9 protein-coding genes are annotated in these 17033 nt (G+C 37.0%); 1 reads left to right on the top strand and 8 read right to left on the bottom strand.

Annotation, left to right across the window (positions count from 1 at the left end):
• Positions 1–267 precede the first annotated feature (267 nt).
• Positions 268–2661, top strand: coding sequence for a beta-galactosidase (locus tag ACRD62_RS08270; RefSeq protein ID WP_430819663.1), 2394 nt, complete (start codon positions 268–270; stop codon positions 2659–2661).
• 30 nt (positions 2662–2691) lie between these two features.
• Here ACRD62_RS08270 and ACRD62_RS08265 read toward each other — a convergent pair whose 3' ends face one another.
• From ACRD62_RS08265 to ACRD62_RS08230, 8 genes are all read right to left on the bottom strand, one after another.
• The gene (locus ACRD62_RS08265; protein ID WP_430819662.1) at positions 2692–3426 is read right to left on the bottom strand and encodes a GDSL-type esterase/lipase family protein; all 735 of its coding nucleotides are present in this window, start codon (positions 3424–3426) and stop codon (positions 2692–2694) included.
• Between the two features lie 82 nt (positions 3427–3508).
• The gene (locus tag ACRD62_RS08260) at positions 3509–4852 is read right to left on the bottom strand and encodes a sulfatase family protein (protein ID WP_430819661.1); all 1344 of its coding nucleotides are present in this window, start codon (positions 4850–4852) and stop codon (positions 3509–3511) included.
• Between the two features lie 136 nt (positions 4853–4988).
• The gene (locus ACRD62_RS08255; RefSeq protein ID WP_430819660.1) at positions 4989–6947 is read right to left on the bottom strand and encodes a glycoside hydrolase family 97 protein; all 1959 of its coding nucleotides are present in this window, start codon (positions 6945–6947) and stop codon (positions 4989–4991) included.
• Between the two features lie 100 nt (positions 6948–7047).
• Positions 7048–9612: an alpha-L-rhamnosidase-related protein gene (locus ACRD62_RS08250; protein WP_430819659.1), complete on the bottom strand. Its 2565-nt coding sequence runs from the start codon at positions 9610–9612 to the stop codon at positions 7048–7050.
• 340 nt (positions 9613–9952) lie between these two features.
• Entirely contained in the window at positions 9953–11044 is a 1092-nt protein-coding gene (locus tag ACRD62_RS08245) for a glycoside hydrolase 5 family protein (protein ID WP_430819657.1), read from the bottom strand.
• Between the two features lie 98 nt (positions 11045–11142).
• Complete coding sequence (locus ACRD62_RS08240) at positions 11143–14271, bottom strand: family 43 glycosylhydrolase (RefSeq protein ID WP_430819656.1); 3129 nt, start codon at positions 14269–14271, stop codon at positions 11143–11145.
• 83 nt (positions 14272–14354) lie between these two features.
• Positions 14355–15332 (bottom strand): hypothetical protein, encoded by a 978-nt coding sequence (locus tag ACRD62_RS08235; RefSeq protein ID WP_430819655.1) that lies wholly within the window; start codon positions 15330–15332, stop codon positions 14355–14357.
• Between the two features lie 18 nt (positions 15333–15350).
• A complete protein-coding gene (locus ACRD62_RS08230; RefSeq protein ID WP_430819654.1) occupies positions 15351–17030 on the bottom strand; it encodes a RagB/SusD family nutrient uptake outer membrane protein in 1680 nt (559 codons plus the stop codon).
• Positions 17031–17033 lie beyond the last annotated feature (3 nt).

Here is a 17033-nt window from a genome sequence, read left to right as displayed (position 1 = left end):
GCCGATGGGCTTTTCATTTGTTCATCCATTGTTTGTTTTTCAATGGAATTCACGATTTTCAATTCTTACCTTGATGCAAGAAACGAAACAAAGAAAATCAAGGCTGCAAAAAGAATGATTCCTGATTATTGTAGAACTTAAATGCGGCCGGGTGATCTTCGAACAAGTTCTCAGCTTCCCGGTCTTATTAAAGTTATACGGCATCTCAATAATCATTTTTTTTGAGGCCGGGAGACACGAGCATATCAACACCAAGAACTATAAAATATGAAAAAGATAACAACATTTATACTGGGAGTTTTTCTGATATCAGGCATAGAAGCTCAAACCACTTATACCATCAATATTGATCAGCCAGAGCAGGAAATTATCCGAGACCATCTCGATCTGGGTGGTTCTAATCCTGCCGGAGAAGAAATTACTGTTAACAGTTATTATATCGAGAAAAACGGTAAACCTTTCTTCCCGATTATTGGAGAGTTTCACTATGCCCGTTTTGATGAGAAATACTGGGAAGATGAAATACTAAAGATGAAAGCCGGAGGCATTAACACCATAGCCACTTATGTATTCTGGAATCTTCACGAACGTGAAGAAGGCATTTTTGACTGGAGCGGTGACCTGAACCTGAAAAAGTTTCTTGAGCTTATTGAAAAACATCAGCTGTATGCCATTGTTCGTGTGGGTCCGTTCTGTCACGGTGAAATGCGTAACGGAGGATTGCCCGACTGGCTCTACGGAAGAACATTTGAAGTAAGAAGCAACGCTCCTGAGTATCTGGGATACGTAGACCGTTTGTATGGAGAGATTGGCAATCAAACAGCCGGTCTTTTGTATAAAGACGGCGGTCCGGTAATTGGCATTCAGCTCGAAAACGAATATCAGCACTCATCGGCACCGTGGGAATTTATGTATCCGGGAAGCAAAAAAGACGGTACGGTTCCTGATCGTGAAGCTGCTTTTTCGCACACTCAAATCACCGTTACCGATGGCGTTAATCCATGGTCGGAATGCGGTAAACAACATATGGCGAAACTGAAAGAACTGGCTAAGAAAAATGGGCTGGATACACCTATTTATACTGCAACAGGCTGGGGCAATGCCACCATTGTTGAAAAAGGTAGCTTACCGGTTACGGCAGGTTATGCCTATCCTTTCTGGTCTGATCCTCGTCCGTCAGGCTTTTATCTTTTTAAAGACATCAGAAAAAATCCGGATTACAGCCCGGTAAGCTACGATACCGACCTCTACCCTTCCATCTCAGCTGAGATAGGTCCTGGTATTCAGGTTAAATATTCTCGCCGCCCTGTGGTTGATTACCGAAGTGTGAATCCATTGATGACCCGCATTATTGGAAGCGGCTCCAACGGTATTGGATATTACATGTATCACGGTGGGTCGACTCCGGTGTTTGATGGCAAATATTATAATGAAGAAGCAAACGGAATACCCCGGATCAACTACGATTTTCAGGCTCCTATCGGGCAATACGGACAACTGCGCTACCATTTTAAACATCTACGCATGCTGCATATGTTTCTAGATGCTTACAGCGATGTTCTGGCTCCGATGAAAACGGTTTTACCCGAAACAAACGCTAGTATCAAGGCTGATAACACAGAAACATTACGATATGCAGTTCGCTCATACGGTAATTCAGGATTCCTGTTTATCATCAATTTCCAGGATCACATCGATATGCAGAATATTGAAGATGTACACATCAATATTCAAGCTAAAAATGAGACCATCTCGTTCCCTTCGAAAGGAACCTTTGACGTTGCAGAAACAACCAGTGCCATATTACCTTTTAATCTACAGATTGAAAAAACACTGATTAAATCAGCCACTGTTCAGCCGCTTACAATCCTGAAAAAACAGAAGATGAATTATTATATTTTTCATAGTATTACCGGAATAGATGCTGAGATTAATTTCCCGGCCGAAACTAAAATATCGAAACTGAATAATGCAAGTGTTGCTCAAGTTAGTGGAATGAAAAAAGTGTATACGAAAAATTCGGCTCCTTTTTCATTTACTGCCAATGAAACTAGCATTCTGGTTCTTCCTGAAGATATGGCTGTAAACGCAACCAAAATAAAAGAGAGCTTATATATTTCAGAGGCTTTAATTCTGGAAGATACAGATGAATTTCAATTCATTACACGAGAAACGGAAAATGAAATTCACATCTTCCCTAATCAAAAGAGTGATTTAGCATCTTCATCAGCAAACATTAAAAAAGGTAAAACTATTTATAAAGGATTTGACTCATACACCATTAAATTTATTGAAGTTAAGCCCAAAGTAGTTATTGAAAAAGCAACTTCGCGAAAATATACATTACAACTACAATCCGACATCTCTAACCTTAATGATGTTTTTGTTGATATAGATTATATTGGTGACCGAGGTCTTGCTTTTATCAACGGCAAGATGATAACCGATCATTTCTACCACAACCGTACATGGGAACTCAGCTTAAAAAGCTTTGCTTCGGAATTGAAAGATGATCAGATGGTATTTGTCTTTCATCCTATGTACTCCGATTACAGCTACCTGAAAGATCTGAATAAGGTACCGGAGTTTACAAAAGGAAAATATTTAGAAATAAAGGAATTTAAAATTATACCAGAGTATAAGACGATATTAAAATTGTGATCCGAATCTTACATTAAAACATTTCATTAATTAATTATTATAGATTATAACTGAATTTTTCATCTTCAATGCTTTATGAATCAAATCTTCTTTTCTAAACCTGTCAAATAAGAGCCTTGCCATTTCTTTACTTCCCTCCGGGTTGGGATGAAGTTTATCTGTAAAGTATTGTGATTTGCCAATAAAAGTAGTGTAAAAATCAACAACCAAAAGATCATTTGTTACAGCAATTGAATCGATTAATGGGATGGTATACTTTACTAACAATGTATCGTTATGAGGATCTTTTGGAGAATACGGATGACCTTCCCAGATCGGTGGTGGTAAGCAAACAATAAATACAATGTCTGGATTAACACTCTTGAAAGTATCAATCATATTCTGGTAATCGTTATAAAACTCTTTCTGAACCATATCAAAAAGCGAAGGCTTAGAATCGTTTGTACCCAGAGCAATCAAACAAATATCTGGTTGATATTTCAAAGCCTTTTCAAATACATCTTCATTCCAGATGGGAGCTGGTCCGTGTTTTGTTAGTGTCCGGCCTGAAACTCCGGCATTAAAGGTCTCTAAAGTATCACCATAAACCTCCTGCATTAACTTAGCAAACTTAGTAGCATAGGATTCGTTTATATCTGATTTTTTGTAATCATAAACCCCGGCAGTAATGCTATTGCCAATAAAAGCCATCTTGACTTTATTCGTTTGAGAACTAACTGAGTTAAGAGCAGTAATGAAGATTGTAGCAGCAATAACAAATTTCATTCGAACAGATATCATAGATTTTAATTTTTAGATCAAAGAAAAACCTAAAGGTAGAATTTATTCAGCTTAAAAAACGTAAATCTCATTCGTACTGCCTTAATAACCAAGTATCATATTGATTCTGCAACTCTTTTACAATTTCCGGATGTGTTTGAACTAGATTATTTGTTTCACCAGGATCAACTCTTAGATTTACGAGAAACAAAGAATCAGATTCCGCAATTTTAACTCCTTGCTCAAACGGATAACCAAGTAATTTCCAGTCTCCTTTTCTAGCTGCCCAACTTCTGCCTGATTTCCAGCAAAAGGTTTGATGTTTTGTAGAATCATCAATATTTTGGATAAGCGAAACTAAGCTCTTTCCATCTAACCCTGATCTATCAAGCTCTATATTACAAAGATCAGCAAGTGTTGGCATCCAATCAGCATTTACAGCCAACTGATTTCTGGTTTCTCCACTTTTAATATTCTTAGGCCAACTTATAGCAGCCGGAACACGAATACCTCCTTCAAACAAACTAAACTTTGATCCTCTGTAAACACCCGCATTTCCTCCTCCACGATGAGCTCTTTCTTCTCTTGAAAATCCGTTATCGGCCTGCAACACAACAATGGTATTTTCTTTTAAACCTAACTCTTCCAGTTTATTCATTAACTTACCTATTTCGTCGTCCTGGGTTGATAAAAAGGCAGCATATAAATCTCTTGGATAAGCAACACCTTTCTCCTGATAATACTTCAACCATTCTGGTGATCCCTGATAGGGATAATGAGGCATATTAATGGCAAAATACATAAAGAATGGCTTTGATTTATTATCTTCCATAAAAGAGGAAGCTTCCTCTACCATTAAATCGGGAAAATACTCACCAGCATAGAATACTTCTTCCCCATTTCTATACAAATCGTGACGATTAGGTCCTGACCAATAAAAGAAATGAGAATAATTGTCAATACATCCAACCAAATGACCAAAAGAATAATCAAATCCCTGAGCATTGGGCTGTTTATCTTTCCCTTGACCTAAATGCCATTTACCAATATGAGCTGTTTTATAACCGGCATCTTTAAACATTTCCGCTATAGTATATTGTTCTGTGGGTATTCCGGCCTCATCACTTAAATCGCTCACATTACCGGGAACTCCTGCTCGCTGAGGTGTTTTGCCGGTTAGCAGTCCAGCCCGGGAAGGCGAACAAATAGGAGCACCATAAAACTGGGTAAATTTAACTCCACTATTAACCAGCTTATCCATATTCGGCGTTACCAGGTCATGCGCTCCAAAACTGTTTAAGTCAATCGCCCCCTGGTCATCAGTGTAAATGATAATAACATTGGGTTTTACATTCTTTGTTTTTTCTGCATTGCAACCCCAAAGAGTAACTAAGGCAAATAGAAAATAAAAGTATCTTCTTAAACAGTTCATAGCTATTGAATTAAATAAAAAGAGACCTGCTATCATAAACAGGTCTCTAAAAGAGTTAAATTTTATGATTCTTCTGTATTTTGACTGTCAACTTTTAATAATTACATTATTCCTGTTTAAACAGCTTTAATCGTTACTAAAGTTTTCTGCAAATTGCAGCCCATCCTCCACCTGAGACCATTGGAATTTCAAGTTCTGAGCTTTTATTTACATTCTTTTTGAGATGGACATAATCAACAGCAGCCTTACCTGCATTCAATCCATCCTGCATAATCTCAATCTCATATTCACCATCTTCTAAAAAGGAAAGATCAATTTTTAAAGTCCTTGCATCATAATCTGTCATGGCTCCAATATACCAGTCAGAACCACTTTTACGAGCAGTAACAATATAATCACCAACCTTTGCATCAAGCACTTTGGTATCATCCCAAACAGTTTTAAACTGGCTGATGAATTGAGTACATTCCTTTTCTTTGTAATAATTAGAAGGACTATCACTCAACATTTGCAGTGGAGCATCATATACTGCATACATGGCAATCTGATGGCATCTTGTTCCCAAGCTCATAGGATTAGAAAAACTTGCAGTAAAATCCTTTTTATGAGCATTGTGCATTGCACCTGGGGTAAAATCCATCGGACCAGCCAACATTCTTGTAAAAGGTAATGTTACATCATGTTCCGGTGTGATAATATCTGTCCATTTGGTATTTTCAAGTCCTTTCACTCCTTCATAATTCACAATATTTGGATACGCCCTGCGAAGTCCTGAAGGCTTATAAGCTCCATGATAATCAACCAACAAGTTGCGTTCGGCACAGGCTTTGGCAACCCTTTCATAGTAATTTACCATTTCCTGTCCTGCCTGAGCCATAAAGTCAACTTTAATACCTTTCGCTCCCCATTCTTTAAAACGATCCAGTATTCTATCCATATCTTTATCGATTGGTCCCCATAATGACCAAAGGATAATATCCACATTTTTTTCTTTTCCGTAAGCTACCAGCTCAGGAATATCAATCTCAGGATTTGGCTCCAATACATTAGTTGTGGTCTTCGACCATCCTTCATCCAGAATGATATAAGGAATACCATATTTCGATGCAAAATCGATGTAATATTTGTAAGTCTGATTATTGATTCCGGCCTTAAAATCAACCCCGTGCAGATTATTGTCATTCCACCAGTCCCAGGCAACCAAACCCGGTTTTATCCATGAAACATCGTCCAGTTCACAAGGTCTCGATAATAAATATACCATTTGGTTTTCAACCAGCTCTTTATCTTCACGGCTAATCATAAATACCCTCCATGGAAATGTTCTGGTTCCATTCGTCTTTGCTATATAATCTGCACTCTTTTTAATTTCAATACCTCGGTCACCTTTTTCGACAGACTCCAGAATAACTTTTGGAAACTTACTTTTCAAAACTGTTTTGCCGGTAGCTTCTAAAAATAAACCGGGATAATCATATAAATCTGCTTCTGTTATACCAATTTTAATATTATCGCCACCTTTTACAACGGTTGGCAACGAACAAAATTTACCTTCTTCAAAAGATGATAATTTATCCTCGATGTATAAACGTTCATAATGAGAAAGTAATGATTGTTCTTCAGGAAATAAAATAGGAAAATCATTTGCAAAATTAAGATCAACCTGCTCATTATTAACAATCACCTCTCCATCTTTAGACGTTTCAAATCGGTAAGCAATACCATTATTAAAGACTCTGAAACTGATTGAAAAATCATTATTAAATAATAATCTAAGCTCGTTATACTCATTCTTTATTGTTGAAGTTTTTACCGGTACAGGTACCTTCACCACATTGGATACAGAGCTTGTCTTTTTCTTTAAAACCTTTGGCGATGTTACAAGGTTTTTTCCATTTAATTCTAACCCTAATTTATTATGATCAAATAACATTTGACCATTTACACTAGCCGACCAGGCAATATCTTCGCCAACGGTTACTGATGTTATTATGCTACCATCAGGGGAACTTATTTTATAATCCTTTGCTTGTGTTGGAACTATGAACAAATTTAAAATTCCAATCATAAAGAATGCTAAAACATTATTTTTCATCAATCAATAATTTAAATTTCAATGAACATATTCATTACTATCTAATCAAAGTTAATGATTTTATTAGATCTAAGGTTCTTTTATTCACATCTGAAATAGATCATTTAACGGAACTAACAAAAGTATATTCGCCCGGACTCACCTTAAAATTAACATAAGATTCATCTGCACTATCAAATTCTACCCCTTTTACTTTAGAAACTAACCTATTATTACGCCAAACAGTAACAGAATTAACGGTGATTTTTGCTTTTTTACTGCTGGCAAGAACCTCTTTGGGAATACAAACAAGGCACATTGTATTATCTGGTGACAAAATCTTTTGGGTTAAACTTCGAGCTTTTTTATCAAGACTAACCGAAGCTGATATAGTTCCATGCAAAGTTGGAACGGTACCTGAAATAGTAGTAAGGTCACCAAGTATTGGCGAAAACTCATATAAAGAGTATGCAGGTTTTATAGGTTTAACTCCCAGATAAAATGCACTCAAATTATAAAGAGGTCCGGCCGACCATGCATGATTAGTACTTCCCTTTGCAGGAAACTCCTCCCATAATGTTGATGACCAGCTGTCAACCATTGCTTTGTAGCGACTTCTGATCCGATTTAAGGTAGCAACAGGATCAAGTTGTAACATGGCCATATCGATATACATCTCCTGATATGGACTGGCAACATACCGGGTCTTTAATATTTCCAGGACTTTCTCTTTTTTATCTTCATCAGCAAACCCGGCAAGCACCGCCCAAGCATTTGTACGATCTTCAACTACTTTTGATTGTTCACCTTCTTTATTATGGAAAGCATACGCGTCACCGTTCCAGAAATATTCGTTGAAATGACTTTGAACATTGTCTTTTAACCCTTTATAATAGGCTATATCATCAGTCATATCAATAGTGCCTGCAATTTTTATGACATTGGTTAACAAAACACTATAAATAGCATTGCTGATTGCATTTGCACTTCCTGTCTGAATGTCCATATTTCCACCCCAATCCATCCAATTCCAAACCTTATCCTGAAGAATTAACATACCTTCTTCATTTGAAGTTGAGACCAGGTATCCAATATATTTTTTGATATATGGATAAAGCTCCTCCAGCAATTCTTTATCACCAGTATACAAATAATAATTCCAAAGCATTGAGACTGCAGCCAGGTTCTGATCCGGCAAATGAAACTCGGTGCCCGGAGCCGTGGTATAAAGCGATCCATCCTCTTTTTGGGTATACATTAGTTCGCGATAGGCTTTTTTAGAAAGCAAGGCACTTTGCTGGTCATAAATATAAAAGGCATAAAGAATCTGTTCTGATACATCACCCCACCATTGGCCACGTTCGCGATCAGGACAATCGAAAAAGTAATCGCGCATACATACCAGTGAAGTATTTTTACACTTCTCCCATAATTTATTCAAAAGGGTATCATTCGAGTCAAAAGAACCCAAAATCTGAGTATTATATGCTGTCTGATGAAACTTTAGATCCATTATTTCAATCAATCCGCTTACATTACTAAACTGAAATTGCACTTTATGACTACTTGAATTTTGCCATGCAAAACATTCGAAATCCTGAACTCCTTCTTTAGTGATATAATCCTGATAGTAATATTCGTTTAATACCATACGAACATGAACACCTGCAGGCGCTTTAATTTTAAAATATGGCATTCCTTGAATATTATTATCAAGCATTGCATCGATGTTCTGATTATTAGAGATCGTTGTTGGTAATTCTGACTGGTTGGTAAACTCTAAATAGCCATAATCTTTCCACATTGGAATGGTACGATTAACCAGCTTATTCCAGGGTCCCATTGGAGGTATACCTTTCTCTGTTGCCTGTTCCCAGGTTGAATCATCATAACTATATGCATGCCAGCCTTTAGTTTCAAGCCGGGCATCGTACGTTACCGGATGAGCCAACCATTTAAAGGAGTTCCAGATTCGTAAAGGAGATTCTGTATTGCCATAAGCAACTTCACATCTCCCGGGTAAATCGAATGATTCGTTTTCTTCGGCACATTTTATAAAGGGCATTGAGCTACCAGCTGGCCTGTAATATCCATATTTTACAACTCCTTCAAGCGGATCACCACCAAAGTTATCATTACTAAAAGTTACCTTTCCGGTAACATCATATTTATATCTTAATACACCCCTTGCAAAAGCTGAATCAACTTTAATCTTCCATGTTTTGTCTGATAGAATTTTATTTGCTGTTGTGCCGGTAAGATTTGATTCGAAAAGAAATCCTCCATTTTCAATTGTTCGCTGGGTATAGCAATTGGGTCCTCCTTTATGCCAAACCAAGGCACATATTATATTGTCACCACTATTTAAATAAGGCGCCAAATCAATCTCGTCGTAGTAGGTATTTTGCAAATCCGGTCGGGTATCCAGTCCACCGTCATTGATTACCAGTGAATCATTTATATACAACCAGTATTTATTTTCCGCGGCTATTCGGGTTACAGCTGTGATTGGTTTTGAATTGAGTGTTACCTTCTTTCTGATATTGACCCATGTATTATTTGGACCCATATCACTCGTCCATATCCAGTTAGCATTCCAGGTTTCTGATTGGGCAAAAGACGTTTGAGAATAAGCCGACAATATTATAATCAGAAATAAAACCGTTCTTTTTATAATTAAATTCATTGGAGGAGGATTATTAGGTTAGTTATATATTATTAATACTCTAAATTACAACACTTAAGCTTCGTTACAACATCCAGAAGGAACCTTAAATATTGAAATTAGTTTTCAGCTTTAATTTCTCAACAAACAGCACCTACACATTCTACAACAGCAATTTCTCTTATTTATTCTTTTTTTGTCTGAATCGTATGTTAATACAAAGTCCACACAAAATTTCATTGACTAATTTAAAACAGAATAAGGGATCAGCTTTTATACCAATCCCTTTTTAACTTAGCTATAGTTACATTCTAATTATAAATATTACTTTATAATGTTTTATGAAAATTTATACTATAATTTATTCTCCTAATGTTAATGATTTTATCAAATCAACTTCCTCCTGACTATAAGGTGTTCCATCAGGATGAAAAATCTCATGAAACCAAAGAGCAGGTTCAGAACCATCAGGTATTGGCTCATCCCAGGCATATTTTGTGTTTGATTTTCCTGCGACCAAACCCCAGTTAATAGCGCCCACATTCTCATTTTTCAGAATAGGCATGATATTTTGAAAATAACTATTATTTCTTCTGGCCATATATTCAGTACATACCATTGGACGGTCGTATTTTTTCAAGCTATCAATTGCAGCCTGATGTTTTTCCGGTCCCTGATAGTTATGATAGGTAATGATATCAGAATTTTCAATCTGGAATTTATTCAAATCTGTCAATCTTACATTCCAAACACCTGCAGACAATGGTTGTGACGGACGAACTTCCCAACCCCATCTAAATACATTGCGCAACAAAGGCATTGAACTGTTTTTTAAACCATTGTTTCCTGGCTCGTTGTATAAATCCCAGATAGCTATTCGTTTATCATCCTTATAAGTTGTCAATACATCTTTTACGTATTCTTCTAAAAGAGGCATTAAATTTTCATCAAGAAAAATCAAATCACCCGGATCGCGTACCCAACCTGAATTATGAACTCCCGGTTTTGGATCAGGTTGCTTACCTGCTTTATACGTCACATTCCAACAATCATCAAAAAAAACAAAAATTGTTTTAATACCGTGACTGTCTGCAATGCTTAGATATTGATTCATGCGATATTTAAAACCCTCTTTATCAACTTCCCAGGCCACATGATGAAGATAAACACGCATACAGTTCATTCCGATCTCTTCGGCCCAGCCCAACTCACGATTTATGGTTGCTGTATCAAATGATTCTGCCTGCCAGGTTTCTAATTGGTTGATAGCAGTACTTGGGTTAAAGTTACTTCCTCTCAACCATCCATTCTCTTCGCCCCAATTTTTGGCTTGTTCTTTAGTCCATCTGGTATTTATTACCTGACTTTTAGTATCACAAGTTTCTGTTTGCGGGCAATTACATGCTCCCAAAAAGAAAACAACTAGTAACCCAATTAAATTATTTAGTTTCATATACTTAGTTTTATTTAGCTTTTTATTCATTTCAATTAACATACTTTCATCAGGTTTAATGAACCATAAAACAAATGGCTTATCCTACCTTTAAAAGATTAAATAATCACAAGTCTTTGTTTGTCGTCACCCACTTCTGTAATGACCCAGATAACATATACTCCTTTTGTATAATCAGTACAACTCACACTATAGGCATTGAGATTTTCCACTAAATATTGTTGAATAAAAATCCCGTTCACATCAAAAACCTTTATGGATTGAATTGGCTGTTCGGAGGTTATCTCAAAAAAATTTCTGGCCGGATTAGGTGATACAACAATTGAGGAAGATGAAATACTGGGCTGATTGATTGCAGTCGATACATCATCGCGGAACAAATAGTTGAATTTCCACTTTTGTTCTTCCAAACCCGAATATGCCCCTTGCAAAATGGAAGTTCCGGCATTTGACTCCCCTTCTGCCAACATTAAACTCTCTCCGCTATCCAAATTTACAATACTGTACTTTCCCACTTCAACCTCATTAACATTCCAAAAAAATTGCTTTTGCTGTGCATACGATGAAGTGATAACAGCATCCAGATCATTAATTGTCAAATATTTTCCTGAACCTTTATTGATGATAGACCAGTAAGAACTGGCTTTTTTAAACTTCCATTGTTGATAAGGATCATTTTCATCAAGAACAGCCTGTGTAATCTCATTTGAGTTTGTTGGATTTACAGCAATTACATTATCAGAATAACAGGAAATGATTGAGTAACAAACATCCTCATTTAACACCGAAGATTCAGAGTTAATATCATAGATAGTGAAATTGTCAAAATTAGCATTGGTATAATAGGAACGTAAACCCACTTTCCCGGTTATAAAAGGATCAGCATCGGTATAATCAATCACCGGATGATCCATATCATCAATGTAAATCTTGATATTAGCCCCTCTTACTTCAGCTTTGAGGTGATACCATTGACCGATATTATGTGTTGTACCCGAATAGTTTGCCAAACCTTGCCAGTTGTAATTATGCTTACCCAAAGAAGCTCCCGTGGATGTAATATTAACATAGTAACCTTGTAGAAAATCGGCCCCAAGCTGAGGATCGTCACCAATTCCACCTTGAGCCGGATTTTTAACCCTGAAGATTAGACCGGCATTTGTACCATTATTATATTTTACATCAACCTCAACGGCATAGTCACTCAAGTTTATGCTTCCTACCGTGCGCTTACCTGTACCATCAACTAAAGCTGTTTTATCTTCAATAAGCCAGGTGCCATCTTCGTAGTTCCAATTATTATAAACAGAAGTAAAACTATCAGAATAACTTTCAACACTTTCCTGTTGCTCATATTTGAAATGATAAAAGGCGGCTTGTCCCGCTTCAATTGTCAACTTAACAGTGTTGAATCCCTGACCTAAGGAAATGGGTTCTGTTACTACTGTTTTAAAACCTCCACCAGTAGCAGGAAGAATAATATCATCGCATAATTTACCTTCTGACGTTGATAAACTCACCGTGCATTCAGCAACAGCGGCATATTTTATTCCAATAACGTACTTACCGGCATATTCAGCATTTAAATTATAATCATACCAATTACCGACACTTGCCATACCTAAAGCATATCTCCCTTGTCCTATGGCTGTAACCTTGGCATTATCATGTCTGAAATTAACAGTACCGGTTGGGTTTACCTCATTATATCCATTTGTTTGATTATAATGAATGGCTTCCACTCTTCCAGGAACAGGTTTATAGGCATCGTAAACTCCGCTTCCGTTTATTTTATTTGAAAAAGCACAAAAATCATAGTGCGTTTCTGATGCGTAGCTAATTAATCCCAGCTTGCCTTCAGTAGAAGTACTAGCAACCTCGGCTTTTAACATGTTATTCATGAAGACTTTTACCTGGTCAAGATTCTTTTCAATCCTGATGGTATTCCATTTACTAATATCCACTACATTGGCAATACTTTGCACTATTGGTGATCCCCACACTCCACTTACCTTCGTATTTATTTCAATTGTATTGGCATTAGCATTGAGTATAACTCTGCCGTAATTATTATCATCAATGTAATTAAATACAACTCCATTGTAAGAATCACTGCCGTTTGAATTGATTGTTTGAAGATTAAACTCAGCCGTATAACTAGCTGCCGGTTCATCTGAAATTAGCAGTAAATCATCTGTTGTACCACTTAAATTATCCTGAATCAGAACTCCATCCATTATTTGCCAGCTTCCTGCAATAGTTTGCCAGGTATCTCCAATACTATTTGCATCAAAATAATCGTAAAAGTCAGGCATCTCCGGAACGGGTTTACTAAAAGTTGTTGGGCCCATAGCTAAAATCAGTTCTCCATTCCAGGCAATCCTGTCGAAATTAACATGTCGCAATGGACCGGTGCTGTATGATCTTACTTTATTATGGTAGGTGATATAGTATGAGTCGAGATCGGGACCTATAAACAGACTTCCATGCCCCAAAGACTGTACATCTCCTTCAGAACAAACAATATACGGATTTAACTCATCTATTGGCGAAAACCCTTCTAAAGGACCCGTACTTGAGCGACCATGATTAATACGATACCCGGGTGATATAACATGATTACCTGTGTATTGCATATAATAGATACCATTGCGTTTAATCACACAAGGTGCTTCTGTCCAACCATTCATATAAGCATTAATCTGAACCGGGCTGCCAATATTTGTTGGCGATGACATACTGTGACCAAAGATACCTGATGAGCCGGCCCGATAGAAATACATTGAACCATCATCCTCAATAAATACAGATCCATCGATAGAATTCCCAACATTACCTGTTGCCAGAGTAAAAGGACCAGTTGGAGCATCTGCCTTAAGAACATAATGTCCATTTCCGGCTGGCGAAGTATACATGTAGAACTTACCGTCGTAATAAATAACCTCAGGTGCATAGGCTCCTTTAGTTACAGATTCTGTTGTGGCTAATCCCTGATAATTCCAGTTTACCAAATCGCGACTCGACCAACATTTAACTCCAGTCATATCATCACGGGTACTGCAATACAGGTAGTATTCTCCCTTGTATTTTAAAAGGTACGGATCCCCAATTCCATAAAGGTTCCACTCTTCCGGAAGTACTAAAGGATTGTTCCAGGTTTGTGCCTGTACCAAACATGTTGATAAAAACACAATACCCAAAATCAATAATATCTTTATTTTACTCATCTTATTTCTGTTATTTCAGAATCTTCGCATACATTCTATACAAGAAAGTATTGAAATTCACTTACATTAAATCGCAATTTGTTCTATTCAGCAGCAACATTTATTTTAACTTTTGTCTCTGCAACCATTTCCGGCTTATTCTCTAAGGAATATTGAATTGTATATGTAACCTCTGAACTAAAATCAATCACTGATAAGCCTGATGTTTGCTCTATTGAATTGACATACACCTTCTCGTCTACAGCCGTAGTTGTAAATTCAGGAGTAAGATTAGTCAGGTCTGTACCTGCAGGTAATACTACATTGACTTCAAAACTACCATACACATAATCATCTCTGACAATAGTACCGGAAACACCATTTATTTTAAATGAAGAAAATTCGGGATAATAGGCTGTATATAAAGCATAACTACGATTCGTTCCTTCATTCGATTGAACACTGATATCAAGAACTTCGCTTAAATCATACTTAGTTGTTTGGTTATATTCTTCATCATTGATAAACAACTTCATTGAGTCCGATTCGGTATAGAACTTTAGACGCTGCGATAAAGAAACCGGAACCTGATAATTTTTAAATTTCACTTTACGCGGAAGTACCATCAACCATTCATCATTCAGTCGATTGGCAAAAACCTCATCATATACAATCTGGTTGCATGAGATATTATCAATATTGGTATTGTCATCGATAACAGTAACCATAACTGAGGTCGTATCACGCTTCAGATCTTCAGCTAAATCATTATAGGTAGAAGCAACACAAACCACTTTATATTTACCTGGAGTGGCAAATGCATACGTGAAGTAGTTTTTATTTACAACAAATCCGGTATTACTCTCTGTAATCAGATCGTAATTATGCGATATATCTCCGGTATAAATAACTACCTGATCGGCTTGACCGGTGAAATTAATTTCCATTGATTCATTAACTTCCAAATCACTACTACTGATTGAAAACATTGCCAACGGATCAGAAGGAGTTTCATTTTTCTCACAAGAGGCCAATACTAATACAGTAATGACTATCAGAAAAGAATATAATCTATTTTTCATTTTCATATCAATTACAAATTAATATCCAGGGTTTTGAGTGATGACACCATTTGAAATATCAATTTCCTTTTGAGGAATTGGAAACAATTCATTCACCCCTTTTCTAAAATAATACCCCCTCTTATTAGCCCTGTTGGCTCCATATTCTTTGATTACTTCAGCTGCTCTTCGTTGACGAACCAAGTCGAAGAATCGATCCCATTCGAAACAAAGTTCTTTTCTTCTTTCGCTCCAAATCTGGTCTCTCATATAACCGTAGCCACCAGCAATATATAAAGTGGATGTACCATTAATTGTATTCGCTTCTGTTTTAACTCTATTTAAATGAATAAGGGCTGCTTCTCTATTCCCCGTTTCATTTAGGGCTTCAGCATAAGTCAAAACCACTTCCTGGAAACGAATCAAACGCCTGTTCTTACCATTATCACCACCATATTGAGGTCTCTCTTTGACAGGAGTATACCATTTAAGGGTTACATATTTTCCTGGCCCGCAAAAACAAACACCACCATCAGGAGCATAATCATTATGAGTCAGACACAATGTTCTGCGAGGGTCGTTTCCAAAAATATCATCAATCAGGCTGGCATTGGTAAACACAACGGGTGGACTATACCACATGCTTCCGTATACCCCACTTCCCTCATTCACATCACCACCGGAACCATCAGCTGATTCTTTAAACACGATTTCAAACACTGACCCGCCGTTAAACTCACCAGTCTGATAAAACATTTCATCATATGTGATACTGGCTCCCATGTAATCAACATATTCTAATGTGTAAGCATTGTTTAACTGAGGTAGTAAAGTGGCTGTTGTCTCATAAGGATCTGTTGCTCCGTTTACTTCCTCCGGTTTAAACCACAACCGTTTTCTCAATGTCTCCCAATCTTCTCCTCCATCATAATTTAGGATTGATCCATAGGTCATATCATCACCATCAACAAAGTAACCTCCCAGTTTCACTATTTCATCCCATTCATCAGATGGTTCTCCAGGTGTAGTTTGATAAAGTAATGTCTTCATCAATAAAGCTACTGCAGATGCTGCACTTGCTTTACCAGCATTTGATTCCGTAAAACGAGCCGGTAACATAATTGCAGCCTCTCTTAGGTCTTTTTCTATATAAGCATATACCTCTTCTGCGGTACTTCGTGGAACTATCAGACTATCAATGGACTCTTTCTCTGGTCGAATAGGAACTCCACCATAGGTTTTTACCAGATTAAAATAAAACAATGCTCTTAAAAATTTAGCTTGTCCCAGAATCTGACGAACTTCCTTGTATTCAGAGTAATCATCATTTGACAGTTGAACCCGATGGGCATTCGCAATTACCTGATTGGCTTTATTTACACCTTCATAATTAATCTCATACCTACTTAAAATCCAGTCATTGGAAGTATTAAACAAGAAATGAGACAACTGCCCCTGCTGGCTGGTCAGACTTTCATCTCCTCCCCAAACATCATCACCACATGCTTCTCCAAATCTCCAGTCACAAGAATTAAACTGATCTGTCTGCAGCACATTGTAAGTAGCATCCAAAGCAGCCTGTAACTTAAATTTAGTATTATAGAAATTCTCATCCGTTGCATGTCCTAACACTTCTTTCTCAAGAAAATCCTGACACCCTGAAAATGTTAATGCAAAAACGGATAATATGAATAATTGAAATAAACTTATTTTCTTCATTGC

The organism is Carboxylicivirga caseinilyticus, assembly GCF_050589785.1.
GTDB lineage: Bacteria > Bacteroidota > Bacteroidia > Bacteroidales > Marinilabiliaceae > Carboxylicivirga > Carboxylicivirga caseinilyticus.
Note: the sequence above shows the minus strand (reverse complement) of the source record. Positions and strands in the feature narration are given on the sequence as shown.

Coding starts and splice junctions, on each gene's coding strand:
- ACRD62_RS08260 (WP_430819661.1), bottom strand. CDS start 4,852: ATGAACTGTTTAAGAAGATACTTTTATTTTCTATTTGCCTTAGTTACT.
- ACRD62_RS08235 (WP_430819655.1), bottom strand. CDS start 15,332: ATGAAAAATAGATTATATTCTTTTCTGATAGTCATTACTGTATTAGTA.
- ACRD62_RS08255 (WP_430819660.1), bottom strand. CDS start 6,947: ATGAAAAATAATGTTTTAGCATTCTTTATGATTGGAATTTTAAATTTG.
- ACRD62_RS08265 (WP_430819662.1), bottom strand. CDS start 3,426: ATGAAATTTGTTATTGCTGCTACAATCTTCATTACTGCTCTTAACTCA.
- ACRD62_RS08240 (WP_430819656.1), bottom strand. CDS start 14,271: ATGAGTAAAATAAAGATATTATTGATTTTGGGTATTGTGTTTTTATCA.
- ACRD62_RS08230 (WP_430819654.1), bottom strand. CDS start 17,030: ATGAAGAAAATAAGTTTATTTCAATTATTCATATTATCCGTTTTTGCA.
- ACRD62_RS08250 (WP_430819659.1), bottom strand. CDS start 9,612: ATGAATTTAATTATAAAAAGAACGGTTTTATTTCTGATTATAATATTG.
- ACRD62_RS08270 (WP_430819663.1), top strand. CDS start 268: ATGAAAAAGATAACAACATTTATACTGGGAGTTTTTCTGATATCAGGC.
- ACRD62_RS08245 (WP_430819657.1), bottom strand. CDS start 11,044: ATGAAACTAAATAATTTAATTGGGTTACTAGTTGTTTTCTTTTTGGGA.